Here is a 23,210-nt window from a genome sequence, read left to right as displayed (position 1 = left end):
CGTCCTCGCTGTCGCGGGCCCCGCGCGCGGGGCGCCCGCCGACGTCCCCGCGCGCGTGGCCGTCGCCGGTCCGGCCGCCGTCGTCCCGCTTGGCGAGCTTCTTCCACAGGGTGCGCTTCCCCGGGTCCGCACCTGCCGCGGAGGTGCCCCCGGCCTCGGCGGGCCTCTCCTGGGTGCGGCCGCCGTCCGTGCCCGGCAGCGCGTTGTCCGAAGGTCTCTCCACAGCGGTGTCGCTCTCGCGCTCGTCGTCCCCGGTCGCGCCGGCCTCGTGCTGATCGGCGTGTTCCGTGTGGTCCTGGTCAGTGACGGCAGTCACCGGTCACCTCTCCTTCTGCAGTACGGACAGCGCGGCGATGAGTTCGGCCTGGGGATCGGGATGCACCTCCAGGCCGTCCAGGGGCCCGAGCCGGCGCTCTCGCTCGGTGTGCATGACACGGTCCAGGTGGTCGTCGAGGAGCCGTCCGGCCCGGTCGCGCAGCCGCAGCGCCCCGTGGGCGCCGATCCGCTCGGCGAGCCCTTCCCCGGCCGAGCGGGCCCGGCGCCCGCCCAGCAGCGCGGTCGCGACGAGGGCCGTGACGACCTCGGGGTCGGGGGCGACGGTGCGGTCGAGGTCGCCGATCTCGTCCTCGGCGTATTCCTCCAGCTCTCTGCGCCAGCGCCGTACGGCCATGCCGATACGGTGCTCGACGCTCGCCGGGCGCGCGTCATGGGCCGTCAGTTCGGCCGCGGCGGAGGCGGGTTCCCGCCGCCAGGCGTCCGCCACGCGCTCGTCGGCCGCGGTGACGGCGCACAGCAGGAGGGTGCTCAGGCTCTCGACGAGCGAGTCGAGGAGTTCGCCCGCGGAGCAGTCGAGGGGGAAGGCACGCCACCGCTTGAGGGCGTCGCCCGCGAGGACGGCGCCCGCCTGGAGCCGGTTGCGCACGCGCGCGTACTCGCTGTCGTAGGCGCTGTCCACGGCTCCGGTGAGCCGCAGGGCGGCGGCGTACTGGGCGGCTGCGGCACCGGCGAGTTCGGGCATCCGGGCCTTGAGGGAGTCGAGCAGGCCGTTGGCGGTGCGCGCCACGACGTGCGCCCGCGCGACGGGGTCCTGGGCCTGATGGGTGAGCCAGGTCCGCAGCGGGGCCACCGCCGTCGCGGGCAGCAGCCCGCCGCCCCAGGCCGACTCGGGCAGCTCGGGCACGGTGAAGCGGGGTACTTCGCCGAGGCCGGACTTGGTCAGGAGCGCGCCGTACTGCCGCGAGACCTCCGAGACCACCTGGTGCGGAACGCGGTCCAGGACGGTCACCAGGGTCGCGTCGTACTCCTTTGCGGTGCGCAGCAGATGCCAGGGCACCGCGTCGGCGTAGCGCGCCGCCGTGGTGACCATGATCCAGATGTCGGCTGCGCAGATCAGTTCGGCGGCGAGGGCGCGGTTGTCCGCGATCAGGGAGTCGATGTCGGGCGCGTCGAGGAGGGCGAGCCCGACGGGCAGCGTGTCGGCGGTCTCGACCCGCAGGACCCGCTCGCCGTCCTCCCCGTCCTCGCCGGGCAGCATCAGTTCGTCGGCCGGGTCCTGTTCCGGCATCCACACGCGTGTGAGGTCGGGCAGTACCCGCATCCCGCTGAACCAGTGGTGGTCGTCGGGATGGCAGACCAGCACCGGGGTGCGGGTCGTCGGCCGCAACACGCCCGCTTCGGTCACGCGCCGTCCCACGAGGGAGTTCACGAGCGTCGACTTGCCGGCCCCGGTGGACCCGCCCACCACGGCCAGCAAGGGTGCGTCGGGCTCCTTCAGGCGGGGCACCAGATAGTCGTCGAGCTGCGCGAGCAGTTCGTCGCGGTTGGCACGCGCGCGTGGCGCCCCTGCCAGGGGCAACGGGAAGCGTGCGGCCGCGACACGGTCGCGCAGGGCGGAAAGTGCGTCGAGCAGCTGAGGCCGTACGTCCAAGGTCACCACATGCGAAGAATGCCCAATTTTAGGGGAATTCTGAAGCATATAGGCATGTCTGCGCGCCGACAGAACACAAGGGACGGAAGGGATGACCAGGACACAGGCACAGTCCAGGCATAACGAGTGCACAACACCCGGGGCGCGAGGACTCAAAAGCGATGCACGATTCGCACCTGCCTGCGATTATCAGGACCGCTTCACCGAACCTCCACATCGAGCCACATCGAGTCACGGAGGCGAAGAAACAGGGACACGGACGCGGGAGCCCTATCCTTGTCCCCGGCACCGTCACGGAACGGCCCACACCCGGGCACCACGACAGAGGCCACCACAACCGGCCCCCGTAGCTCAGTGGATAGAGCAGGCGCCTTCTAAGCGCTTGGCCGCAGGTTCGAGTCCTGCCGGGGGCGCCACCGACCGCCCGTCAGGATGGCGACTTTTTCGCAGGTCAGACTGCGTTTTCCTTGGTCCTCCGCGTTAATCGGATTCTTCGCCTCCGTAGGGGGCCCACTCCGGCTGGCACCGGCCAAAACCGAGCTTCTACGGGCGTCCGTCCCACATACGTCCCACAAAATCTGGCGTCGCGAGGCCGTTCTCTGAGCCCCTCCGAGCACACAAGAGAGCGGCCTGGGAGCCCATCCTCGTGGGGCTCCAAGGCCGCTCTTCACGCCGCTACCTTCGGGAGGTCTTGGACGTCTTCCATCCGTTTCAGGTAGTGAGGTTCCCCCTGCGAGCTGGACGGCTAGCGGAGGGCGGCGGGCTTCAGGTCGTACTCCTTGATGATCTCGCGGAGAAGTGCGACCAGGGAGGGGTGGATGGGGACCGTGCGCGTGTCACCCTCGCCTCGGCCCTTGAGGTCCCGTTCCTCGTGGACGTCGCCAGTGTCGGTCCACCGGCTGCCGACTTCGGGCTGGGCTTCATGGACGAGGAACTCGCCCCAGCCCGTCTCCGGCAAGGTCGCGTCTCCCACGCGGAGGGCGACGGCCTCCTCTGGGCGGAGACCCGCGTAGTAGAGGGTGGCGAAGAAGGCCCGATAGAGGCGTCCGCGACGCGGACGCCTGCCTGTCCAGTCCAGCATCTGGGCAACCAGGTCGCGGTTCAGCAGGCACCGCTCGTCGATGACCTGCGCCACCTTCGGCACGGGGCGGTTCAGATGGCCCCTTGAGCCGAATCTCCTGGCGTGAACCCGGTGGCCTGCGGGAGACAGCTCCCGCAGGCCGTTCCTCACGCGTTGCCGTTCCCCCGTGGCTACTCCTGGTTCTGGTTGATCGGCAGGGCCAGGTCCGTGACCTGGTACTTCTTCGGGAATGAGCCCTTGTCTGTCGCCTTGCCGGTCAGTAGGTTCACCCCGTAGAGGCGGTAGGTCCCGGCCGTGCGGATGGCGGCGAAGCCGTGATTCACGCCGCTGGACCTGTTGTAGTAGATGTCGAATCCGGCGTCGCGGGCCGCGTCGACCCCGAGGTTCCCGGTGGGTGCCAGGGTGCCGGCGTTGGCCGGGGACTGCAGCGAGATCCGGTCGGCCATCGTGTCGAGGTCGAACAGGGTCGTCGCCGTCGCGGCGTTGAGGTCGTTGTTGGTGTAGGCGGCGCCGCTCACGCCCCGCGCTGTGGACGGCGGCACGGTCGGGTTGGTGAGCATGCCGTCGACGGTGGTGGTCCGCGGGGCAGCGGGGTCGTCGATGTTGTGCCGCAGGTTCTGCCCGGTGTTGGAGACGACCCGCAGCCGGTTCGCGGCCGGGTTGAAGTCCACACCGAAGGCGGTGCCCGAAAGCGCCGCAGTCAGCTGGGAGACCTTCCACGCCTTCGCGCGGACGTCCAGGGTGTAGATGCCGCCCCTGTCGCCGACGCCGTACAGCTTCCCGTTCTGCACTCGGAAGTCGATGCCCACCAGCCGGCTGTCCCCGGCAAGCCCGGAGACCTTGCCCAGCGACCGTGCCCAAGCGGGCCGGTCTACCTTGAACTCGACCAGTCGTTGATCGCTCGTCAGACCGATCGCCGTCAGCCCACTGTCCCGGGCGGGGGCCGGAGCGTCGGTGAACGCGAGTGCGGGAGCGGCGCTCGAGGCCGCCAGGACGGCAGCAGAGACTGCCATCACACGTTTACGCATGTTCTCTTCCCTTTCCGATGCCCCGGACAGGACCGCCCGGAGCTCTGAAAGGGATCCGACACCCCCACCTGACGCGGATGGGAGTCATCCTCATGCATCACCCGCACGGCCCCGTGCATCGTCCGCACGGCCCACGAAGCGGCAGGCGTCCCGGGCACAACGTGCGGAGAGCACGGACCCCCACACTGGGCTCCGTCCGGCAGGGGCAGGGCGGCTGCTAACCCTGTGGCCAAGGAGCACGCGCCGGTCCGGGGTCCCGGTCACCCTCACCCGGCCCGCGCCACCAGCTGGGCGACCAGTTCGTCATCCACACCCGCCGTCGGCTCTGCTGCCCGGCCCTCGGTCTCGGTGACAGTCACGTCGGTCATCAACTTCCGCTTCCTGCTCGGGAGTTACACCGACCACCGTACCGACCCGCAGGTAGCCAAGTCCCAGCGCACGAAGGCGAGACCGATGGCTGCGGCGAGTTGCGCGAAGCAGTGCGACCGAGCAGCGGCGAACACCCGGCCGGGACGCGGCCACAGGTCCACATCGAGACCGGAGACCAACTCCACCCGGATCGAGCGCCATGCACGAGCCACGTCAATACCCCCGCATGCGCCAGACGGTAGTTGTCACAGGAAGTGAGCAGGAAGAGCAACACGGGGAAGCGGTATACGGTCGAGTTCAAGCGGGCGGCGGTCGCTCCGGCGTTCTCGCGGAAGGGTCAGGGCCCGGATGCCGTCTACGGTCTGAGTGCCGATGCCGAGTGCCCGTGCGGGCGGGCGGGCGGTTGGTCTTTGTGCCCCTACAGCATGAGAGGAGCGGTAGCTGCGTAACAGGCGGCGGCGAGGCCGCGGGGCTGTTCTTCCGGGCGCAGGAGGTCGGTTACCAGAGCGGTGACGGTGCGGTGCCAGAGGCGGGAGCGGCGGAGCATGGCATGGTCGCCGTTGCGGATGAGGATGATACCGGCGCGGGCCCCGGCCGTTCGGGCCCGTTTGATGTAGTCGGCGGAGTCCTGGGGGCTGGTCATCCGGTCGCGTTCACCGTGGAGCAGTACAGCCCGCTTGCCGCTCAGCTGCGTGGCGCGTTCGGTTGGAGGCAGCCAGGGTGCGAGTGCGAGGACTCCGTCGACCTGTGGGTGGGAGGCTGCCCGAAGGGCTGCCCTGCCTCCCATGGAGTGCCCAATGAGGACGGTCGGCACTGGCCCGGCGATCTGCTGCAGCTCGCCGAGTGCGCGGTAGGTGTCGTGCAGGGGGTCATCCTGGTTCCAGCCGCGGCGGCGGTAGCGCACGCGCGCCAGAACGAGTTCGTCGAGGGGCATGGCAGAGGCCGCTGCGCGGAGTACGGGGCGCATCCTCAACGCCGCGAGGTGCCAGGGCTGGGACGTCTGGTAGTCCTCCACTCGTCCTCCGTGCAGGGTGATGATTGCCGCACGCGGCTTCTGCGGGCAGTTCCGCAGCCACAATGCCGACGTTGCCGACTTGCCGCCCTCTTGTCGCGCGACCGACACGATGCCTTCCTCCCCGGGGAACCACTGACGCAGTGACCTCTCGCAGAGAATCCGCAGCTGTCGGGGAAAAGGCTTGGTGTGCGTCGGCATCCGTCGGGACACGGGTGCGGCGGTAAGCCAATGCCGCGACTCGTACAGCGCGACCGCGTCCGCCCTGAACTGTGGCGGGTAGTTCCTCATGACCACGAGATGTCCGTCCTCAGATCCTCGGGATCCAGTGTCTCGTGTGCCCAACATCAGGGGTCAAGGCCCGGCCACCCGGCGGTCACCGCTGCCCGCATCCTGAAGAAACACCCGGAACCCGCCCGACACCCATGATCTGAATCCACGCGGTGGATCGGGGCTGAGCAGTGGCTCAGGCTCCCACCGACAGGCTGTTGCCGCTGTTCCGTGCAGCAGGGACGGCGGTGTCCCTTGATACTCAAGTGCGTAATGCGTTGCGGAATGAGGGGTGGACTGGTCCGGGATCTTTTTCACCTGATCAGGTCTGGGACCAATCCGCCCGGCGGGCAGAACCGGATTCCCTGTGTGAGGGGCGAAAAGAAGGATCAGCGAGTACGGCCGGGTTGGCCGCGCCTGGCGCTAGGTGCACTGAGCGGGGCGCTGGCCGGCTTCGCAGCGCTGGCGGTGGCCGAAGTGGTCGCGGCGGGGTTGCGGCCGCAGTCCAGTCCGGTCATCGCGGTGGGTGGCGCTTCCATCGACGCGACACCCGCTCCGGTCAAGGACTGGGCGATCCGCCACTTCGGCACTAACGACAAGCTCGTGCTGCAACTCGGCATTCTGACCGTGCTGACCGTGCTGGCCCTGGTGCTCGGTGTGCTGACGGTGCGGTTTCGGCGGGTCGGAGCCGCCGGAGTCCTTCTCTTCGGAGTGATTGGGGCGGCGGTCGCCATCAGCCGGCCCGACTCCACCAGCCTCACCGACGCACTGCCCTCCGTCCTGGGAGCCGTTGCCGGGGCTCTGCTTGTGTACGTCCTGGTGGGCCGCCTCACCGCACCTGCTCGATCGACGGCCGGGGACCCCAGGCCCTTCGCCCGGCCCAAGGCCGGCACGGTGATGGTCGCCGGAGTCGCCTGGGCCCAGAACCGCGGCATCGACGAGGTCGAAGTCCGTATCGACGACGGCCCCTGGCGGGAAGCCCGCCTGGCCGCCGAAGACACCCGCGACACCTGGCGCCAGTGGTCGCTTCCCTGGCAGGCCACCAAGGGCGGGCACACCCTCAACGTCCGCGCCACCGACCGCACCGGCACCGTGCAGACGGACAAGCGGACCCGCACCATCCCGGACGGCGCCAGCGGATGGCACTCGGTGGTCGTCACCGTCGAGTGACCGCCGGCCCCTCTCCAACAGACCCGTGCCCCGTAAACCCCTCTTCCCATAACCCCGAGTACGCACCACGGTGCTGCACCTTTCAACAGGAGAACACCATGAACACCCGTATCCGCCGTTCCGCTGGTCTCTTCGCCAACGTCTACATCATCGACACCGTCCTGATGCCCAAGATGTGACACCCCGCAGCGCCCGCTGGCCCCCGGTCACGGGGTCCTGCGGCCGCTGCCTTGTGGGCCGGGCCGCGTCAACTCGGGCGTGGATCGGCCGCGTTGACATTCGGGGAGGGAGAGAAGAGTCATGAACAAGCCGTCCGGTGTGACACAGGCAGGGCAACAACCCGAAGCGGGCAGCGGCTCGGGGGCGATACAACGAACGGCCGTCATCGGCAGCGGGGTAGCGGGGCTGACCGCCGCATACATCTTGAGCAGATCCCATCACGTCACCCTGTACGAGGCCGACGACCGGCTCGGCGGCCACGCCCACACCCACGACCTGACCGACCCCGACGGGCGCACGCACCGCGTCGACTCCGGATTCATCGTGCACAACCGCCGCACCTACCCGCACCTGCTCCGCCTCTTCTCCGAACTCGGCATCGCCACCCAGGAGTCGGAGATGAGCATGTCCGTGCGGTGTGACGGCTGCCGCCTGGAATATGCCGGCGCCCGTGGCCTTCGCGGGCTGCTCGCCCAGCCGCGCAACACCCTGCGCGGGCCGTACCTGCGCATGCTGACCGAGGTGCCGCGCTTTCACCGGGCCGCCCGACGCCTCCTCGCCACGGGCGCCGACGACACGCTGAAGCTTGGCGCTTTCCTGGACCGGGCCGGGTTCTCGCCGTACTTCCGGGCGCACTTCATGATTCCGGTGGTGTCCGCGGTGTGGTCGTGTGACGCGGAGACGGCCCTTGAATATCCGGCGGCCTATCTATTTCGGTTCCTTCACCACCACGGCATGCTCTCGGTGCGTAGGTCAACTGTCTGGCGGACCGTCACGGGGGGCTCGGGAACGTACGTCGACCGGATCGCGGCTGACCTGCACGAGGTGCGTGTCGGCGTCTCTGTGCGGTCACTGCTCCGATACTCGAACGGCGTGGACGTGACGGCCGACGACGGAACCATCGCCTCCTACAACCACGTTGTCGTTGCCACCCACCCCGACCAGGCCCTGCAGCTGCTCACCGACGCGAACCCCGAAGAGAAGGAGGTCCTCGGCGCCTTCCGCTACTCCCGCAACGCCACCCTGCTGCACACCGACACCTCCCTGCTGCCACGGGCGAGCGGGGCCCGCGCCTCCTGGAACTACCTGATGCCCGACTGCCGGGCGGGCGCTGACCGGGTGCGGGTGAGCTACGACATGAACCGCCTGCAACGCCTCGACGCCTCCCAGACTCACGTCGTTACCCTCGGCGGTCAGGACCGCGTCGACCCAGCACGGGTGCTGGCCAGCATGACCTACGAACACCCCGTGTACACGCCCGAGTCGGTCGCAGCCCAGCGGCGGCTGCCGGGACTCAACACGTCCGTGACGGCGTTTGCGGGCGCCTACCACGGCTGGGGGTTCCACGAGGACGGTTGCCGCAGCGGCGTCGAGGCCGCCGCCGCCCTGGGGGTGCGGTGGTGACCGCTTCGTCGGCCCCTCGGCCGTCACTCACCGGGATACCGGCGCTGTACCCGTGCACGATCACTCATGTGCGCCGGGCACCCCAACGGTACGCCTTCAGACACCGCACCTACCTGTGGCTCGTTGACGTCGACCGCCTGCCCATTCTGCCGCGTCTGCTCCGCCCGCTCGCCCGCTTCAGCGCCCGTGACCACTTCACGGGGCGTGCCGTCTCGATCAGGGCCGCACTCGACGGCTTCCTGGACGAACACGGTATCGACCTGCATGCCGGCCGGGTGCTGATGCTCGCGCATGCCCGGGTCCTCGGACATGTCTTCAACCCACTGACTCTGTACTGGTGTTACCGTCCCGACGGCGGCCTGCAGTGTGTGGTGGCCGAGGTCCACAACACCTACGGCGAGCGCCACGCCTACCTGCTCCACACCGACGCGGCCGGCACCGCAGAGGTCGGCAAGGGCTTCTACGTCTCGCCGTTCAACCCGGTGGACGGCCACTACGAGATGCGGCTCCCGCCGCCCGGCGAGCGCCTGCGCTTGTCCGTCCGCCTGCAACGGCCCGGCAGCCCGCCCTTCACGGCCGCTGTTCACGGCAGCCGCCGCGAGGCAACGGCCTCCGCCCTGCTGCGCCTGGCCCTGCGCCATCCCTGGTCGACTCTGAGAGTGTCGGCCGCCATCCGTTTCCACGGCATCCGCCTGTTTCTGCGGGGCCTGCCGGTGCAGCCGCGCCCGGCCCACCGCACCCCGGAGAGTGCTTCATGACAACGGTCGAACCACGCCCCGCCGGCCGCCGGCGCGCTGGCGTCCGAACACTGCCCGTCGACGCCGAACGCTGGCCCGATGTGGCGACCGTTCCCAGGGCGCCCTGGCCCCTGCGGGCCATCACCGCGACCGTACTGGAACGCGTCATGCAGCGACTGCCGTTGCGCCTGCGGTTCGCCGACGGCACCACCCTCGGCCTGGGCGGACCACTGATCGAGGTGCGCGACCCGCACGCGTTCCACGCACGCATCGGCACCCGCGGGCTCATCGGTTTCGGTGAGTCGTACATGGCCGGCGAGTGGGATGCGCCCGATCTGGTAGGCGCCCTCACCGTGCTCGCCGCGCACGCGGCCGATCTGGTTCCGCCCCGGCTACAGCGGTTGCGCGGTCTGTGGGCCCAGCCGCAGCCCGATACACAGCGCAACACCCCTGAGGGATCGCGCACCAACATCAGCCGTCACTACGACCTGTCCAACGACCTGTTCGGACTGTTTCTGGACGAGACGCTCAGCTACTCCTCTGCCGTGTTCCGTGGCTTTCCCGCCGATTGGTCGCTGCTGGCGGCCGCCCAGCACCGTAAGATCGACCGGCTGCTCGACGCGGCCGCGGTGCGCGAGGGAACCCGCCTGCTGGAGATCGGCACGGGCTGGGGCGAGCTCGCTTTGCGCGCCGCCGCCCGCGGCGCGCACGTCACCTCGCTCACGCTGTCGGCGGAGCAGCGTGAACTGGCCCTTGAACGCGTAGACCACGCCGGGTACGCCGACCGCGTATCGATCGAACTGTGTGACTACCGCGAGGCATGCGGCACTTACGACGCGGTGGTCAGCGTGGAGATGATCGAGGCCGTCGGCATCGAGTTCTGGCCCGTGTACTTCCGCACCCTCGACGAGCGCCTGGCGCCGGGCGGCCGAGCGGCACTGCAGGCCATCACCATGCCGCACGAGCGGATGCTGGCCGCCCGCGACACCCACACCTGGATCCAGAAGTACATTTTCCCCGGTGGGCTGATTCCCTCAACACACTCCATGGAGAAAGCAGTACGCGACCACACCGGACTGAGGGTGGTTGCCCGGGACGGTTTCGGCCCGCACTACGCCGAGACGCTGCGCCTGTGGCGGGAGCGGTTCGCGGACCGCGCCGAGGAGGTCGGCTCGCTCGGTTTCGACGAGACCTTCCGCCGTATGTGGATCTTCTATCTGGCCTACTCCGAGGCCGGGTTCCGTTCCGGCTATCTCGACGTACAGCAGTACCTGCTCACCAAGGAGAACCCGGCGCGATGACGACCACCCGCACCTCAGTCCGTCCCGGCGCCGCGCAGCGACTCGCCGCCCTCGCCGAGGACGCGCTCGGCGGCCCGCTGCCCGTGCGGCTGCGTACCTGGGACGGCAGCGAGACCGGCCCCAGCGGCGCCCCCGTCGTCGTCGTGCGCTCCCGGCGCGCACTGCGCCGCCTGCTGTGGCAGCCCGGCGAACTCGGCCTGGCCCAGGCATACGTCACCGGCGACATCGACGTGGAGGGCGACCTGGCCCAAGGGCTTCGCGCCCTGAAAGCCGTAGTGCGAGAGCGCGGCCCACACACCCCCCGGCTTTCCCCGGCCCATTGGACACGCGCGGCCGCTGAGGCGGTACGGCTCGGAGTACTCGGCCCACGACCGCCTGCACCCGCCACACAGGCACGGCTGCGCGGCGGCCTGCACAGCAAGGCTCGCGACCGGGCCGCGATCAGCCACCACTACGACCTGTCGAACGACTTCTACCGCCTCCTCCTCGACGAGACGATGGCGTACTCCTGCGGCTACTGGACCGGGGCCGAGGTCAGTCCGGCGCGGGCACAGCGAGCCAAGCTGGAGCTGATCTGCCGCAAACTCGGCCTGGCCCCCGGCGCCCGCCTCCTGGACATCGGCTGCGGCTGGGGCTCACTGACCTTGTATGCCGCGCAACAACACAAAGCGCACGTGACAGCCGTCACCCTGGCCCGGGAACAGGCCGCATTCGTCAGGGAGCAGGTCCGCGGCCTTGGCCTGGACGATCGAGTAGAGGTCGTGTGCCGGGACTACCGGGACATCACCGGGTCCTCCTACGACGCGGTCGCCACCATCGAAATGGGCGAGCATGTCGGAAACGATGAATATCCTGCCTTCGCATCCGCCCTGCACCAACTGGTCCGTCCACAGGGACGCGTGCTGGTCCAGCAGATGTCGCGCGGCACGACCGCACCAGGCGGGGGTGCGTTCATCGAGGCGTACATCGCACCGGACATGCACATGCGGCCGATGGGTGAGACCGTCGGCCTGCTGGAGGCAGCCGGATTGGAAGTGCGGTCGGTGGAGTCGCTGCGCGAGCACTACGTTCGGACCATCAACGTCTGGCATCGCACGCTGGAGGAACGGTGGGCGGAGTTCGTCCGGCTTGTCGGTGAGGAGACTGCCCGTGTGTGGCGGCTGTATCTGATCGGCGGGGCACTGGCCTTCGAGGAGCGGCGCATGGGCGTGGACCAGTTCCTCGCCGTACGCCCCACGACCACCGGGGACAGCGGGCTCACAGGGGTCGACGCAACCGACTGGTACCGGCACCTGGAGGAGCGGTGAGCTCGTTCACCTGGGGCATGTTCGCCGCCAACCTTGGATGGACGGCCGCGATGGTCCTGGCAATCATGCTCGTCACCTTTGCGACGGGCCTCATCCTGAACATGCACCGAGTCGTCGACGTCGCCTGGGGACTGGCTTTCGCCGCAGTGGCCGCGGTGACGTTCGGCCTTTCGGGCGCCAATGGAGATCCTGGCCGGCGCCTGCTCGTGACCGTCCTGACCGTCCTGTGGGGATTGCGACTCGCACTCCACATCTCGCGCCGTGGCCGCAGCCACGGCGAGGATCCACGCTACGAGGCGATGCTGGCCCGCGCACCCGGAAACCGGAACCTGTATGCCCTACGCATGATCTACCTCCTCCAAGGAGCCCTGGTGTGGCTGGTGTCCCTGCCCGTGCAGGCAGCCCAGTACGCGCCCCGCCCGCTGTCCCCCATCGCCTTCGCCGGCCTCGCCGTCTGGGCTGTCGGTATGCTCTTCGAGGCCGTGGGCGATGCCCAGCTGGCACGTTTCAAGGCGGACCCGGCCAACCGTGGCCGCATCATGGCCCGGGGACTGTGGTCGTGGACCCGTCACCCCAACTACTTCGGGGACTTCTGCGTCTGGTGGGGGCTGTTCCTCATCGCCTGCGACGGCGGGTATCAGGCTGCTGCAGTGTCCGTTGTCTCACCCCTGGTGATGACAGTCCTGCTGACACGCGGAAGCGGGAAACGGCTGCTGGAGAGGCACATGGCCGGCCGCCCCGGCTGGGACGCGTACAGAGCACGCACCAGTGGCTTCTTCCCCCGGCCGCCGCGCAGAGGCTGACAGACCGCGTGGGATGCCCTGCCCACGGGCACGGCCACCACACCCCACGCGACCTACGCCGGCCCACCGGGCAGCGCGACCGGCTTCGAGGTCGGCTGCTTCGACCAACCGGCCGACCGACCGGCCGGCTCCACCGTGACGCCGGCCCCTGAGGCGCCGTCGACCGCTCCCGGCATCAGGACCGTCTGACTGCCGCCGCCGGGGTCCATCAGGCCCGCCGAACGCACCCTCGCGCGGTCGGCGAACCACAGCTGGTACAACCCTGCCCCGCGAAGGCGCAGTCATCCCGGAGGCTACGAACACGGCCCGGTCAGATGCTGGGAGACCTATGAACACCGAACAGCACACGCAACTCGACTGGTTCAAGAGCAGCTACAGCGGGGACGAGGGCGGCGAATGCGTCGAGATGGCCACCACCCCCACCGCCGTCCGCGTACGCGACTCCAAGAAACGCGGCGGACCGCAACTCGCCTTCGCACAGGGGACATGGGCCGGGTTCGTCTCCGGGTTGGCGTGGAGTCGGTCCAACTGAGCTTCAGCGCAGACGACTTCCCGCGTTCTGCGGGAGCGCGCGTCACGGCTGTCGGAGTCCGGACCCGGCTCTCCGCGGTGCTCCTCACAGATCCGTGCCGCCGCTGACGTCGAGGTACTGGCCGGTGATCCAACGGGCGTCGTCGGAGGCGAGGAAGGCCACGACGTCGGCCACGTCCGCCGGGCTGCCGATCCGGCCGAAGGCGGATCGCGCGGCCAGCGCCGCGCGGTCCTGCGGTGTCTCGCGGCGCCGCGCGTTCATGTCGGTCTCGATGAAGCCCGGTCCGATCGCGTTGACGGTGATTCCGCGGCCCGCCAACTCCTTGGCCAGGCACAGGGTCATCGTGTCCAGCGCGCCCTTGGACATGGCGTAGGCGAGGGACTCGGGGAACGCGCGGCGCGAGGCGAGCGAGGAGACGTTGATGACGCGCCCGCCGTCCCGCATCCGCGGCAGCGCCTGCTGCACGAGGAAGAACGGCGCCTTGGCGTTCACCGCCATCATCCGGTCGAACACCTCGGGGGTGGCCCGCCCGACCGGCCCCGATCCGCTCACCCCGGCGTTGTTCACCAGAATGTCGAGCACGCCCCGCACACCCCCCACACCCCGCGCATCCGCCTCACTCGGCTCACCCCGCTCACCCCGCTCACCCCGCTCACCCCGCTCACCCCGCCCATCAAGCCCACCCGGCGCACCCGGCGCACCCGCCTCCCCCTCCCCCCGCACCCCCGCGTCGAACGCCGCGAACACCGCCTCCGCGTCGCCCGGCACCCCGAGCCGTGCCCCCAGGGCGAAGGCCCGCCCGCCCTCGGCGCGTATCTCCACGACGGCTTCCAGCGCGGCGGTCTCACTGTGGCCGTAGTGCACGCCGACCAACGCCCCGTCGCGGGCGAGCCGTTGTGCGATGGCCCGGCCGATGCCCCGGCCGGCCCCGGTGACCAGCGCGACCTTTCCGGCCAGTGCCCCTGCGCTGTGTTCGACGGCCACGGACTTCCCTGGTGTCTCGGAGGAGGAGGACGAGGAGACGACCGACGGACGAAGCACGGACACGGCACCGCACCCGCGTTCTCAACGATTCGCGTGCTCGCGGTACCAGGAGGCGTGGTCGGTCAGGCTCCGCTCGAAGTCCGCTCCCGGATCGATACCCAGCCCGGCCCAGAATCCGTCGTCGGCGAACCAGTGGTCCACCGTCAGCATGCCCAGGTGGTGCAGCGCGCGCGGCTGTCCGTCCAGGCGCGCGTGCGCCTCCTCCACGGTGAGCGGGGTGCCCGGCAGACACAGGTCCAGTCGTGCGGCGACGGCGGCCAGGAGGTCCGAACACCCCACCGGTCGGGGGTGGTTGACATGCCGTACGCCCGCGCCCGTCGCGCGCTCGGCGACCCCGGCCGCCACGACCGCCCGCGCCAGCGCCCGTACGTCCACGAAGGACTGACGCGCCCCGCACTCCCGCAGGCCCGCCGACAGGGTGCCCATGAGCGCCGCGAGGCCGGGCACCACCCAGCGGTCCCCGGTCCCCAGGACGAGGTGCGGGCGCAGGACCAGGCCCCCCGCGTCCAGCACGTGGTTCTCCGCGGCGGCCCGCGCCGCGCTGGTCGCCGAGGCCGGGGCGGGCGGCGCGCCGCCCGGGAGCACCCCGGTGAAGGGCCCCCGGCCGTACACGGCGGCCGTGCTGACGTAGACGGTCCGGGCCGCGCCGGCGCGTGCCGCCTCCGCCATCAGCGCGCGGGTGCCGTGGTCGTTGACGGCACGGGTCAGCCGCTCGTCGTCGCCGATGTGCGAGGCGCAGTGCAGGACGACGTCGACGCCGTCGCAGACGCCCCGCAGGGAGCCGGGGTCGGACAGGTCGGCGCGCACGACCTCCACCGCCCCACCGGGGCCGTACGCGGTGTCATGGACCGACGACGGGTCCCGCAGCAGCAGCCGGAGCGCGAAGTCGCCTTCCGCGTGGGCTTCTTGGCGCCGTTCCCACAGGGCGGCGGCCACATGGCCGCCCACGAAGCCGCTGGCGCCGGTGACGAGGACGCGTGGTGACAAGGCGGGGCCTCCCTCTCTGCGGTCGAGGGCACCACGGTCACACAGTCGGCCGCGCGCGTCCCGTCCCCTCCCCCGCCCTCGCGTTCCGTACAGTTCGATCCGGTCCGCCCTCGGCCCCCCGACCGCCCGGAGAGGAACCCCATGCGCCTGCGCTGCGCCGTGCTCGACGACTTCCAGGACGTGGCGACCGAGATCGCCGACTGGTCGCCCCTCGCGGACGACGTGGACGTCGTCCGCTTCACGACCCACCTCCCCGACGAGGACACGCTCGCGGCGGCGCTGGCCGACGCCGACATCGTGGTCACCCTGCGCGAACGGGTGCCGTTCCCGGCCTCCTTGCTCTCCCGGCTGCCGCGGCTGCGGCTGCTGATCGCCTCCGGCATGCGCAACTCGGTCATCGACTACGCCGCCGCCCGCGCGCACGGCGTCACCGTCTGCGGTACGGGCAGTTCCCCGACGCCGCCCGTCGAACTGACCTGGGCCCTGCTGCTCGGCCTCGCCCGGGGTGTCGTCGAGGAGAGCAACTCGCTGCGTTCGGGCGGGGCTTGGCAGCTCACGGTCGGGGCCGACCTGCACGGACGCCGGCTCGGACTGCTCGGCCTCGGCAAGATCGGCAGCCGGGTGGCCCGGGTCGGCCTCGCCTTCGGCATGCGGGTCGGCGCCTGGAGCCAGAATCTCACCAGGGAGTACGCCGACGAGGTGGGCGTCCAACTGGCGTCATCCAAAGAGGAGTTGCTCGCGGAGAGCGACTTCGTCTCCGTCCACCTCGCCCTGAGCGAGCGCACCCGGGGCCTGGTCGGCGCTCCCGAACTCGCCCTGCTCAAGCCGACGGCGTACCTCGTCAACACCTCGCGCGCGGCGATCGTCGACCAGGACGCCCTGCTCGCGGCCCTGCACGCGGGCCGTCTCGCGGGCGCCGGGGTGGACGTCTTCGACGTCGAACCGCTGCCCGCCGCCCACCCGATGCGCACGGCCCCGCGCCTGCTCGCCACACCCCACCTGGGCTATGTCTCGCAGGCCAACTACACGACGTACTACGGGCAGGCGGTCGAGAACATCCAGGCGTACCTGGCCGGTTCGCCGGTACGGCTGCTGCCCTGAGCGCCGGCGGTCAGGCGCTGTCGGCGGCCGTGCCGCGGGCGTCCTGAGCGGGCCGCCGGTACACGCCGTCACTGCGGTGCAGCAGGCCCAGGTCCACGAGATGGCGCCGCAGCGTCACATGGTCGACGGCGTCGCCGTCCCCGCACCAGCCCCGCAGCTTCTCGTCCACGGTGCGCTCCGGATACTCGACGCCCGGCGCGAAGGTGCGCTCGGCGATGTGGCGCAGCACCAGCTTCTTGCGGGTCCAGCGCGCGGGCAGCCGGACCAGCCGCCCGTCCCGGACGAAGGTGCCCAGCACCAGATCGGTCGGCTCGTCGCCGGTCGGCGCCGCGGTGTCCGCGGTCCGGTCGGCGCCGTCCCGCCGCGCCGCGGACCGGGCGTACTCCCTGAACAGGGCGTGGTTCACGGTCAGTCGGCCGTCGGCGCCGGGTGTCACGACTCCCTGCCCGCCGAGCCGTCGCAGGGCCGCGGCCGTCTCCTTCGGGGACAGGGCGGCCGTCCGCGCGACCTCTCCCGTGCTTCCCGCTCCCAGCGCCACGGCGGCGAAGGCGCGTACCCGGCTCTCCTCGGCGAAGAGCTGGACCAGTTGTTCCGTCGGATCGGTGGTCATGTCCGGAGACTAGGCGAGGCGGGCCGCCCGAGGTCAACGGATTTTCACCCCCGCCCCCTGCCCCGCGCGCACCCCGCCCCGCGCCCACGCCCGCGCCCGCTCGCACGCCCCGCGCACCCCGGCTCCGGGGCCCGCGGGACCGACCGGCCCCGGGGCCACTACGCGTACCGGTAGATCCGGGACACGTCCTCCAGCTGGTCCGGGGTCACGTCCCACGGGGGCAGCCGTTCGTGCCGGGCGACGATCCTGCGGTGCTGGTCGCTGCCCCGGCCGGGCGGGCGGGCCGGGAGGTAGCGGTGCCTGCGGTGGCGTTCCTGCCAGCGCTGCCACTGCATGTCCACGAAGGCGTGATGCACCCAGAAGACCGGGTCGTTGACGGACGCGCCGCCGAGCATGTGACCCCCGACCCAGCGGTGCACCCGGTTGTGGTTGCGCCAGGAGTCCGGGCCGCGGCCCCATCCCTCCAGCTTGTTGCGGAAGCCCCTGGGGACGGTGGAGTTCCAGGGCGCGACGTCGTAGACGGGATCGTCCAGGGCCTCCTTCAGCTCGGCCCCGCTGGGCAGCGCCAGCGGATCACGCGAACGGCCCAGGTCCCGCACCAGGTACCGGCCCTCGGTGGCGCCGGCCCGGATCGTCCACCGGCCGCCCGCGTAGGCGAACGGCCCGGTCATCACCTGCCGGTCCGAGGGGCGGCCGTTGCCGCCGAGCAGGTCGTCGGTCCACGGCGGCGCGGCGGCGGAGCGGTCGCGGGTCCAGTCCCAGTACGGCACCGTCACCGAGGAGTCGACGCGGCGCAGGGCGTTCTCCAGGTCCAGCAGGAACCGGCGGTGCCAGGGCAGGAAGGAGGGCGTCATGTGGGCGGCGCGCAGGCGGCGGTCGCCGTCGCCGACGAAGTGGGCGATGTGCAGCCGGACGAACTCGTCGTACTCGCCGCGCCGTTTGACCTCCAGCAGCGCCTCGACGAAGCGCCGCCGCTCGGTGCGTGTCAGCCTGCTGATGTTCTTACGCACGTACACCATGCTCGGCCTCCCTGCCCAGGTGTCCGCCGCCGAGCGGGCCGGGGGCGAGGTCGCGCAGCCGCCGGCGCGGGCCGAGTTCGTCCACGGCCGCGCGGGTCGCCTCCAGCGGTGTGCGGTACCAGCCGTAGTGGTCGACCATGCTCAGCCAGGTGCCGTCGGCGCGGCGCATCAGATGCAGCGGCCGGCCGTCGACGGTGACGTGCCACGCGGTCGCGCGCGCGGCGTGTGCGGTACGGCCGCCGAGGGCCATCGGCATGCCCTGGATACGGCGTCCGCGGTAGGTCTCGTCGAAGGCGGCCGGTGTGCCGCCGCCCCTCGCGGCCGCGGTGTCCGCCGGCTCCCCGGGCGGGCCGGCGGGCCGGGAGGCGGTGACCAGGGGGGCGCAGACGACGGCCGCGGAGGCGAGCAGCCAGCGTGCCGCCTCCCGCCGCGTCCGGCGCACCGGTCCGCCGCCTGCGCGGGTCCGTGCTCCGTGCCCGGCGCCCGCCGGCGCCCCGCCCGTCCTGAAGGCCATGGCTCACTCCTCGTACGGTTCGGCTGTTCGTACGAGTAACAGCCCGGAGCGTGCCGTGGTCACCACCGGCGCCCCGGTACGGCCGTGTCGCCCCGGGGTGCAGCAATGGTCAGCTTGTCCGGAAATCCCACCAACGGGTCAGGACGAGCATGCCGACGAACCCGATGTGCAGGACCGGAAGGACCCAGGTGAACTCGGCGAAGAGGGCCCGCACGGCGCCGGGGGCGGGCAGGAAGCGGACGCGTACGCCTACGCCTACGCCTACGCCGAAGGAGACGACGTACCAGAAGAGGGTGATCGTCGTGATCCAGGCCAGGCAGCACCACAGGCACAGGGCGTTGATCCGGTACAGGGACTGGTGATGATCCAGGAGGCCGGCAGACCGGCCGCCCCGCAGACCGCCGGCAGCAGGGCGTACGCGCGACTGCTCCCCGCGCTCGACTCGGTGGGCATCGCGCGACCCTGCCGACGGCTCCGGGCCGCCCCGGCCCGCGCTCACCCGGCCCGCGCTCACCCGGCCGGCCGACGCCGTGGCCGCCGGCCGCCCGGACGAGCGAGGGCGGGCGCCGCTCTCAGCGGTGCACCCGGACGTGGTCGACCTCGAAGGTGAGGGGGGTGAGGTCGCCGGGGGCCGGGTGGTGGCGCCCCGCGCACACCGACAGGTTCAGGATCAGATACGCCGACCAGTCGTGGCCGACGCCGGTGCCGTCGGCGAAGACCCGCTCGCCGTCGACGTACCACTCGACGCAGCGGGCGCCGTAGCGGGTGGCGACGGTCACCCAGCGGCCGGGGCCGATCGCGGCGGTGTCGGTGTGGTAGCTCACGGCGCGGTTGACGTGGTTGGACAGCTCCAGCAGATGCGGGTTGTCGGGGTGGTACTCGAAGGAGTCGACCTCGTTGCGGCCGTCCTTCCAGGTCCACAGGGCGGGCCAGGCCCCGGTGCCGCGCGGCAGCCGGACCCGGGTCTCGACGTGGTCGCCGGTGCGCACCCGGAAGCCCTCGGCGGAGTACTCGGTGGTGAGCAGGCCGGTGCGCCAGGCCCGCAGGCCGTTCTCCAGGGTGTGGCCGCAGGGCAGGGCCGTGAAGGTGGCCGTCCCGTCCGCGACGGTGACGCAGGCCGGGTCGAGCCAGTCGAGCTTGTTGTCGTCCGGGTTGTGATCGCCGTAGCGGTAGGCGCTGGTGCGGTCGCCGGTCCAGCGGACGCCCCAGTCGACCGGCGCGTCGAACTCCTCGGCCCAGACCAGGGTCCGGCCCGGGGCGCGGACCGCCGTGGACCCCGCACCGCCGGTGAGCGCCGCGGTGAGCGCACTCAATTTCATCTTTCCGATCATGCAAGCGGTCTACCAGAAGTGGACGCACCATACGATGAATTGATTCGCGGACCAGATGGCAATCCCTCCGAATGCCTCCGCGTATTGCATTCTTCACCCTGCCGACTTTCATACGTATGGCGTAACGCGCCGCTTTTGCCGCAGCCGCCGGCTGCTATGTTCTCCAACCGTTGGATCAGAGGTACTTTCACGCGAGGTGAATGATGAAGAAGGCAGTTTTCACCACAGCAGCGTTGGCGATCGGTGCGGGTCTTGTGGGCGGTTCCGCCGCGGCGGCGGCCGCCGCCGGGAACCCTGCGTCGTCCGGTGGCCCGCTCGGGCTGATGTCCCCGACCAAGGTGTCCCCGGCGGTCCTGCCGGCCACCGACGCGGTGACGCGACTCGCCAGTGAGGGCGGGGTCGCCAAGGGCACCGCGTTCGACAACAAGAACTCCGCCGGACTGTCCGGCATTTACCTGGACGGCATGGACCCGAAGGCCGCCGAGCGGCCCACGATTCCGGTGAAGAACCCGGCCGGCAGCGGCAGTGTGCAGGTGCACCCGCTGAAGGCTCCGACGTCCGCCGGACTCGGCAGCCTGCTTCCCCGGAAGTGACGGCCGCGGCGACCGCGCCCGCAGTTCCGGCTCCGCGCACGGCGGGGCCGCACACGCACCGGAACCTTTGAATCAACCGTCCGGCCCACCGGCTCTCCCCTTGCCGGTGGGCCGGACGCATGTCGTCGACCCCGGGCCGGCGACCCCATTCGGCCGCGGAACGGGCGCCCGGATCACCGGCCGGAATGAACTTAATGGCACCTCTCCCGAACCGCCTGCCGCATTGCGCCATCCGATGGAACCTGTGCGCGTTTGAATGTCCCGCCGTGACTTATGCGTGCATATACGGGTTTCCTTTTCGTAAGCGTGCGCAACCGTGAATTCAGGAAGGAACCCGAGTTGTCCAGGAAGTTCGCGGTCATCACGGCCCTCGCCCTCAGCACCGTCGTCGGCAGCGCCGGCATCGCCACCGCCGGCGGCTCCTACGGCAGCGACGGCGCCACCGGCTCCAGCACCACCGTCAAGGGCGGCAGCGGCTTCTCCTCGTCGCCGGTCGTCGTGAACGCGCCGCAGCAGGGCGTGGTGATCGCCAACGGCACCCTCGTCGACCTTCGCTGCGCCGTGCCGTGGTCCAACGGTGCCGTCCTCGGTGCCGTCCTCGCGCCCAACTCGAAGTACGTCGGCTGCAACACCGGCAAGGTCGAGCAGGGACGCAAGGCCGTCTACGGCGGCGGCCTGCTGTTCTGACTCCTGCTCCGAGTGATTCGCAGCAGGTACATCAATAAAGCAGCCCGGAAAGGCTCAGCACATGCGTAACAAGATCACGGCCATTTCCGCGGTCGCCGCGGGCATCGTCCTCGCGACCGCCGGCTCCGCCGCGGCCGACAACGACACCACCACCGTCAAGGGCGGCAGCGGCTTCTCTTCCTCCCCGGTCGCCGTGAACGAGCCGCAGCAGGGTGTCGTCGTCCTCAACGGCACCGCCGTCGACGGCCGTTGCATCGCCCCGTGGTCCAACGGTGCCGTCCTCGCCGCGGTCGTCGCGCCGAACTCGAAGTACGTCGGCTGCAACACCGGCAAGGTCGAGCAGGCCCGCGACGCCGTCCACAAGGGCGGACTGCTGTTCTGACTCCTGCTTCGAACATTTCGTAGCAGGTAAACCCATACGCAGCCCCGGAAAGGCTCAACACATGCGCAACAAGGTTACGGCCATTTCGGCCATCGCCGCGGGCATCATCCTCGCGACCGGCGGCTCCGCCGCGGCCGACAACGACACCACCACCGTCAAGGGCGGCAGCGGCTTCTCCTCGTCCCCCGTGGCCGTCAACGGCCCGCAGCAGGGCCTGGCGGTCGTCAACGGCACCCTGATCGACGGCCGTTGCATCGCCCCGTGGTCCAACGGTGCCGTCCTGGGCGCGGTCATCGCGCCGAACTCGAAGTACGTCGGCTGCAACAGCGGCCAGGTCGAGCAGGGGCGCAACTCGGCGCACGTCGGCGGGCTCCTCTTCTGAGGCTTCCCCGCTCAGCACGACGCCGTCCGATGGCCGTCCGCCGGGTTTCCGGCGGGCGGCCATCGGCTTTGCGCGCGGCCTCCGGGGGCGCCGCGGAAGCGGGCGGGCCCCGACCGCGTCGCGCTGCGGTCGGGGCTCGTCATTTCTCGCGGGAGCGCCGGCAAGGAGGAAAGGGGCGCTCACTCACGGAGACCAACGCGGCCGCCCGGTGAACGGTCACCCGCCGTCGTCCGTTCGGCCCAACGCGCCCCCTGCCCGGCGTACCTCCGCGGGCAGGACGAAGGGCCGGCCCCGCGGTGCGGGACCGGCCCCGGTCATCGAGCCGGCGGCGACGGCGTCACCTGCCGGGCGAGGTCACTTGCCGACCGGCAGTCCGCCGAGCAGCCGCCCGTCGACCGGGTTCGGCAGGGTGCCGCCGAAGACGGGGGTCTTCACCACGCCCGAGCCCTTCACTCCGCGCTTGACCTTGTCCGCGGTGCGCTGCACGTCGGTGCCGACGACGCCCGTCGGCAGGTTCGCGGCGGAGGGCAGGCTGCGCGTGACCGACTTCCCGTTGTCCACGAGGCCCCGCGCCGGCATGTTCACCGCGGCGGCGGTGGACACGGAGGCGCCGGCGATCGCGAGGGAGCCGGCGACGACGGCGGCAGCCTTCAGGTTCTTCATCATGGTCCTTTCCAGGTAACGCGTCCTGCGTAACCCGCCTTTACCGCACGGCATTTCAATTCCCGGCGGGGCGGGCGAATCGTTCTCGGTTCTCCTGGGCTAACGACCCGGGGACCGGGTGGAAACTCCGCGGCCCCAAGTTCCCGGAACTCATACGAAAAGACCCGTCGCGCCGGACGGGCCGGCGCGACGGGTCGTGAGATCGGCGGCTGCTTCGCCTCAGGCACCGGTCCCGGTCTCGGTGGACGGCAGGCCGGGCGGGGTGCCGGTGAGGACTCCCACGAGGGACTGGACCACGCCGTCGGCCGCGGGGTCCACCGGTGCCCCGGCGCCGGCGAGGAGCGTGTCCAGCAGGTCGTCCACCGCCTTGGCGAGGGTGTCGAACGCCTCCGCCGTGGTGTCCGCGGTGGCCTCCTCGGCGGGGGCGGCCGTCGCCGTCGCGGTCAGGCCGGCCCCGGCGAGCGCTTCCGCACGGGCCGCCTCGGCCTCCGCGCGGGCCGCCTCCGCCTCCTTCCCGGCCGCGGCGGCCTCCGCCGCCACCTCGGCCAGGGCCTCCTTCCTGGCCTGCTCGACGGCCTGGCGCACCTCGTCGGCGAGCTTCTTCGCCTCGGCCGCGGAGAGCGGGTCGTCGTCGGCGCCGAGCGCGGTGTCCAGCAGCCGGACCACGGGGGCCGGCACGGCGCCCAGGCCGGCCAGCGCGTCGGCGCGCTCCCGGAGCGCGGCCCGCTCCGGGACGG

The 23,210-nt window shown here is 71.0% G+C and carries 25 protein-coding genes, 1 tRNA gene and 3 pseudogenes; 13 read left to right on the top strand and 16 right to left on the bottom strand.

Annotated elements, in window-relative coordinates; all coding sequences use genetic code 11:
* Nucleotides 1-316: pseudogene (locus SZN_RS24310) on the bottom strand (hypothetical protein); the annotation flags it as partial.
* A gap of 3 nt (nt 317-319) precedes the next feature.
* Nucleotides 320-1,936, bottom strand: a complete 1,617-nt coding sequence (locus SZN_RS24305) for a dynamin family protein (protein WP_007499776.1) — start codon at nt 1,934-1,936, stop codon at nt 320-322.
* A 331-nt stretch (nt 1,937-2,267) separates the two neighbouring features.
* Here SZN_RS24305 and SZN_RS24300 point away from each other — a divergent pair.
* Nucleotides 2,268-2,343 (top strand) — tRNA-Arg (locus SZN_RS24300).
* 329 nt (nt 2,344-2,672) lie between these two features.
* Here SZN_RS24300 and SZN_RS24295 read toward each other — a convergent pair.
* The 4 genes from SZN_RS24295 to SZN_RS24285 all read right to left on the bottom strand — a co-directional run bounded on the left by SZN_RS24295 (nt 2,673) and on the right by SZN_RS24285 (nt 5,528).
* A complete protein-coding gene (locus SZN_RS24295) occupies nt 2,673-3,071 on the bottom strand; it encodes a site-specific integrase (RefSeq protein ID WP_007499774.1) in 399 nt (132 codons plus the stop codon).
* 107 nt (nt 3,072-3,178) lie between these two features.
* Nucleotides 3,179-4,036, bottom strand: coding sequence for a DUF4394 domain-containing protein (locus SZN_RS24290; protein WP_043732771.1), 858 nt, complete (start codon nt 4,034-4,036; stop codon nt 3,179-3,181).
* Between the two features lie 392 nt (nt 4,037-4,428).
* A complete protein-coding gene (locus SZN_RS38970; RefSeq protein ID WP_078508899.1) occupies nt 4,429-4,617 on the bottom strand; it encodes a hypothetical protein in 189 nt (62 codons plus the stop codon).
* A 206-nt stretch (nt 4,618-4,823) separates the two neighbouring features.
* Nucleotides 4,824-5,528 (bottom strand): dienelactone hydrolase family protein, encoded by a 705-nt coding sequence (locus SZN_RS24285; RefSeq protein ID WP_043732787.1) that lies wholly within the window; start codon nt 5,526-5,528, stop codon nt 4,824-4,826.
* A gap of 528 nt (nt 5,529-6,056) precedes the next feature.
* On the opposite strand from SZN_RS24285, the gene SZN_RS24280 reads away from it, so the two are divergent.
* From SZN_RS24280 to SZN_RS24255, 6 genes are all read left to right on the top strand, one after another.
* Nucleotides 6,057-6,857: a molybdopterin-binding protein gene (locus SZN_RS24280; protein ID WP_078508895.1), complete on the top strand. Its 801-nt coding sequence runs from the start codon at nt 6,057-6,059 to the stop codon at nt 6,855-6,857.
* Nucleotides 6,858-7,223: 366 nt separating this feature from the next.
* Nucleotides 7,224-8,480 (top strand): NAD(P)/FAD-dependent oxidoreductase, encoded by a 1,257-nt coding sequence (locus SZN_RS24275; RefSeq protein WP_043732783.1) that lies wholly within the window; start codon nt 7,224-7,226, stop codon nt 8,478-8,480.
* A 68-nt stretch (nt 8,481-8,548) separates the two neighbouring features.
* Nucleotides 8,549-9,238 carry a DUF1365 domain-containing protein gene (locus SZN_RS24270; protein ID WP_007499761.1) on the top strand — a complete coding sequence of 230 codons (690 nt, stop codon included), beginning with the start codon at nt 8,549-8,551 and terminating at the stop codon, nt 9,236-9,238.
* Entirely contained in the window at nt 9,235-10,518 is a 1,284-nt protein-coding gene (locus tag SZN_RS24265; RefSeq protein WP_007499759.1) for an SAM-dependent methyltransferase, read from the top strand. Before SZN_RS24270 ends, SZN_RS24265 begins: the two co-directional genes overlap by 4 nt.
* A complete protein-coding gene (locus SZN_RS24260) occupies nt 10,515-11,825 on the top strand; it encodes an SAM-dependent methyltransferase (protein ID WP_007499757.1) in 1,311 nt (436 codons plus the stop codon). Before SZN_RS24265 ends, SZN_RS24260 begins: the two co-directional genes overlap by 4 nt.
* On the top strand, nt 11,822-12,628 hold the full coding sequence (locus SZN_RS24255) for a DUF1295 domain-containing protein (RefSeq protein WP_007499756.1): 807 nt from the start codon (nt 11,822-11,824) through the stop codon (nt 12,626-12,628). Before SZN_RS24260 ends, SZN_RS24255 begins: the two co-directional genes overlap by 4 nt.
* Before the next feature lie 53 nt (nt 12,629-12,681).
* On the opposite strand, the pseudogene SZN_RS24250 reads toward SZN_RS24255, so the two are convergent.
* A pseudogene (locus SZN_RS24250) lies at nt 12,682-12,940 on the bottom strand (anti-sigma factor domain-containing protein); the annotation flags it as partial.
* Between the two features lie 16 nt (nt 12,941-12,956).
* Between SZN_RS24250 and SZN_RS24245 the strand changes: the two are divergent.
* Nucleotides 12,957-13,160: a DUF397 domain-containing protein gene (locus SZN_RS24245; RefSeq protein WP_007499753.1), complete on the top strand. Its 204-nt coding sequence runs from the start codon at nt 12,957-12,959 to the stop codon at nt 13,158-13,160.
* Nucleotides 13,161-13,244: 84 nt separating this feature from the next.
* Here SZN_RS24245 and SZN_RS24240 read toward each other — a convergent pair whose 3' ends face one another.
* On the bottom strand, nt 13,245-14,144 hold the full coding sequence (locus tag SZN_RS24240; protein WP_007499751.1) for an SDR family oxidoreductase: 900 nt from the start codon (nt 14,142-14,144) through the stop codon (nt 13,245-13,247).
* Nucleotides 14,145-14,225: 81 nt separating this feature from the next.
* On the bottom strand, nt 14,226-15,191 hold the full coding sequence (locus SZN_RS24235) for an NAD-dependent epimerase/dehydratase family protein (RefSeq protein ID WP_007499749.1): 966 nt from the start codon (nt 15,189-15,191) through the stop codon (nt 14,226-14,228).
* 141 nt (nt 15,192-15,332) lie between these two features.
* Here SZN_RS24235 and SZN_RS24230 point away from each other — a divergent pair, with 141 nt between their 5' ends.
* Nucleotides 15,333-16,292, top strand: a complete 960-nt coding sequence (locus SZN_RS24230; RefSeq protein ID WP_007499747.1) for a D-2-hydroxyacid dehydrogenase family protein — start codon at nt 15,333-15,335, stop codon at nt 16,290-16,292.
* A 10-nt stretch (nt 16,293-16,302) separates the two neighbouring features.
* On the opposite strand, the gene SZN_RS24225 is transcribed toward SZN_RS24230, so the two are convergent.
* From SZN_RS24225 to SZN_RS24205, 5 genes and pseudogenes are all read right to left on the bottom strand, one after another.
* Complete coding sequence (locus SZN_RS24225; RefSeq protein ID WP_007499745.1) at nt 16,303-16,902, bottom strand: DUF2087 domain-containing protein; 600 nt, start codon at nt 16,900-16,902, stop codon at nt 16,303-16,305.
* A 158-nt stretch (nt 16,903-17,060) separates the two neighbouring features.
* Nucleotides 17,061-17,921 carry a tyrosinase family protein gene (locus tag SZN_RS24220; RefSeq protein ID WP_007499743.1) on the bottom strand — a complete coding sequence of 287 codons (861 nt, stop codon included), beginning with the start codon at nt 17,919-17,921 and terminating at the stop codon, nt 17,061-17,063.
* On the bottom strand, nt 17,905-18,435 hold the full coding sequence (locus tag SZN_RS24215; RefSeq protein WP_007499741.1) for a tyrosinase family oxidase copper chaperone: 531 nt from the start codon (nt 18,433-18,435) through the stop codon (nt 17,905-17,907). Before SZN_RS24215 ends, SZN_RS24220 begins: the two co-directional genes overlap by 17 nt.
* A gap of 109 nt (nt 18,436-18,544) precedes the next feature.
* Nucleotides 18,545-18,793: pseudogene (locus SZN_RS38965) on the bottom strand (vitamin K epoxide reductase family protein); the annotation flags it as partial.
* Nucleotides 18,794-19,007: 214 nt separating this feature from the next.
* Complete coding sequence (locus SZN_RS24205) at nt 19,008-19,748, bottom strand: glycoside hydrolase family 16 protein (RefSeq protein ID WP_007499737.1); 741 nt, start codon at nt 19,746-19,748, stop codon at nt 19,008-19,010.
* Nucleotides 19,749-20,089: 341 nt separating this feature from the next.
* Here SZN_RS24205 and SZN_RS24200 point away from each other — a divergent pair, with 341 nt between their 5' ends.
* The 4 genes from SZN_RS24200 to SZN_RS24185 all read left to right on the top strand — a co-directional run bounded on the left by SZN_RS24200 (nt 20,090) and on the right by SZN_RS24185 (nt 21,810).
* Nucleotides 20,090-20,359: a hypothetical protein gene (locus SZN_RS24200; RefSeq protein ID WP_106432709.1), complete on the top strand. Its 270-nt coding sequence runs from the start codon at nt 20,090-20,092 to the stop codon at nt 20,357-20,359.
* Nucleotides 20,360-20,698: 339 nt separating this feature from the next.
* Entirely contained in the window at nt 20,699-21,046 is a 348-nt protein-coding gene (locus SZN_RS24195) for a hypothetical protein (protein ID WP_007499734.1), read from the top strand.
* Between the two features lie 61 nt (nt 21,047-21,107).
* A complete protein-coding gene (locus SZN_RS24190) occupies nt 21,108-21,428 on the top strand; it encodes a hypothetical protein (RefSeq protein WP_007499732.1) in 321 nt (106 codons plus the stop codon).
* A gap of 61 nt (nt 21,429-21,489) precedes the next feature.
* Nucleotides 21,490-21,810, top strand: a complete 321-nt coding sequence (locus tag SZN_RS24185; RefSeq protein ID WP_007499730.1) for a hypothetical protein — start codon at nt 21,490-21,492, stop codon at nt 21,808-21,810.
* A 354-nt stretch (nt 21,811-22,164) separates the two neighbouring features.
* On the opposite strand, the gene SZN_RS24180 is transcribed toward SZN_RS24185, so the two are convergent.
* Nucleotides 22,165-22,476: a hypothetical protein gene (locus SZN_RS24180; RefSeq protein WP_007499728.1), complete on the bottom strand. Its 312-nt coding sequence runs from the start codon at nt 22,474-22,476 to the stop codon at nt 22,165-22,167.
* Between the two features lie 216 nt (nt 22,477-22,692).
* Nucleotides 22,693-23,210: hypothetical protein (locus SZN_RS41535; protein ID WP_007499725.1), on the bottom strand; the 518-nt coding region annotated here is incomplete at its 5' end.

Origin of the sequence: Streptomyces zinciresistens K42, assembly GCF_000225525.1 — a bacterium.
Classification (GTDB): Bacteria; Actinomycetota; Actinomycetes; order Streptomycetales; family Streptomycetaceae; genus Streptomyces; species Streptomyces zinciresistens.
Note: the sequence above shows the minus strand (reverse complement) of the source record. Positions and strands in the feature narration are given on the sequence as shown.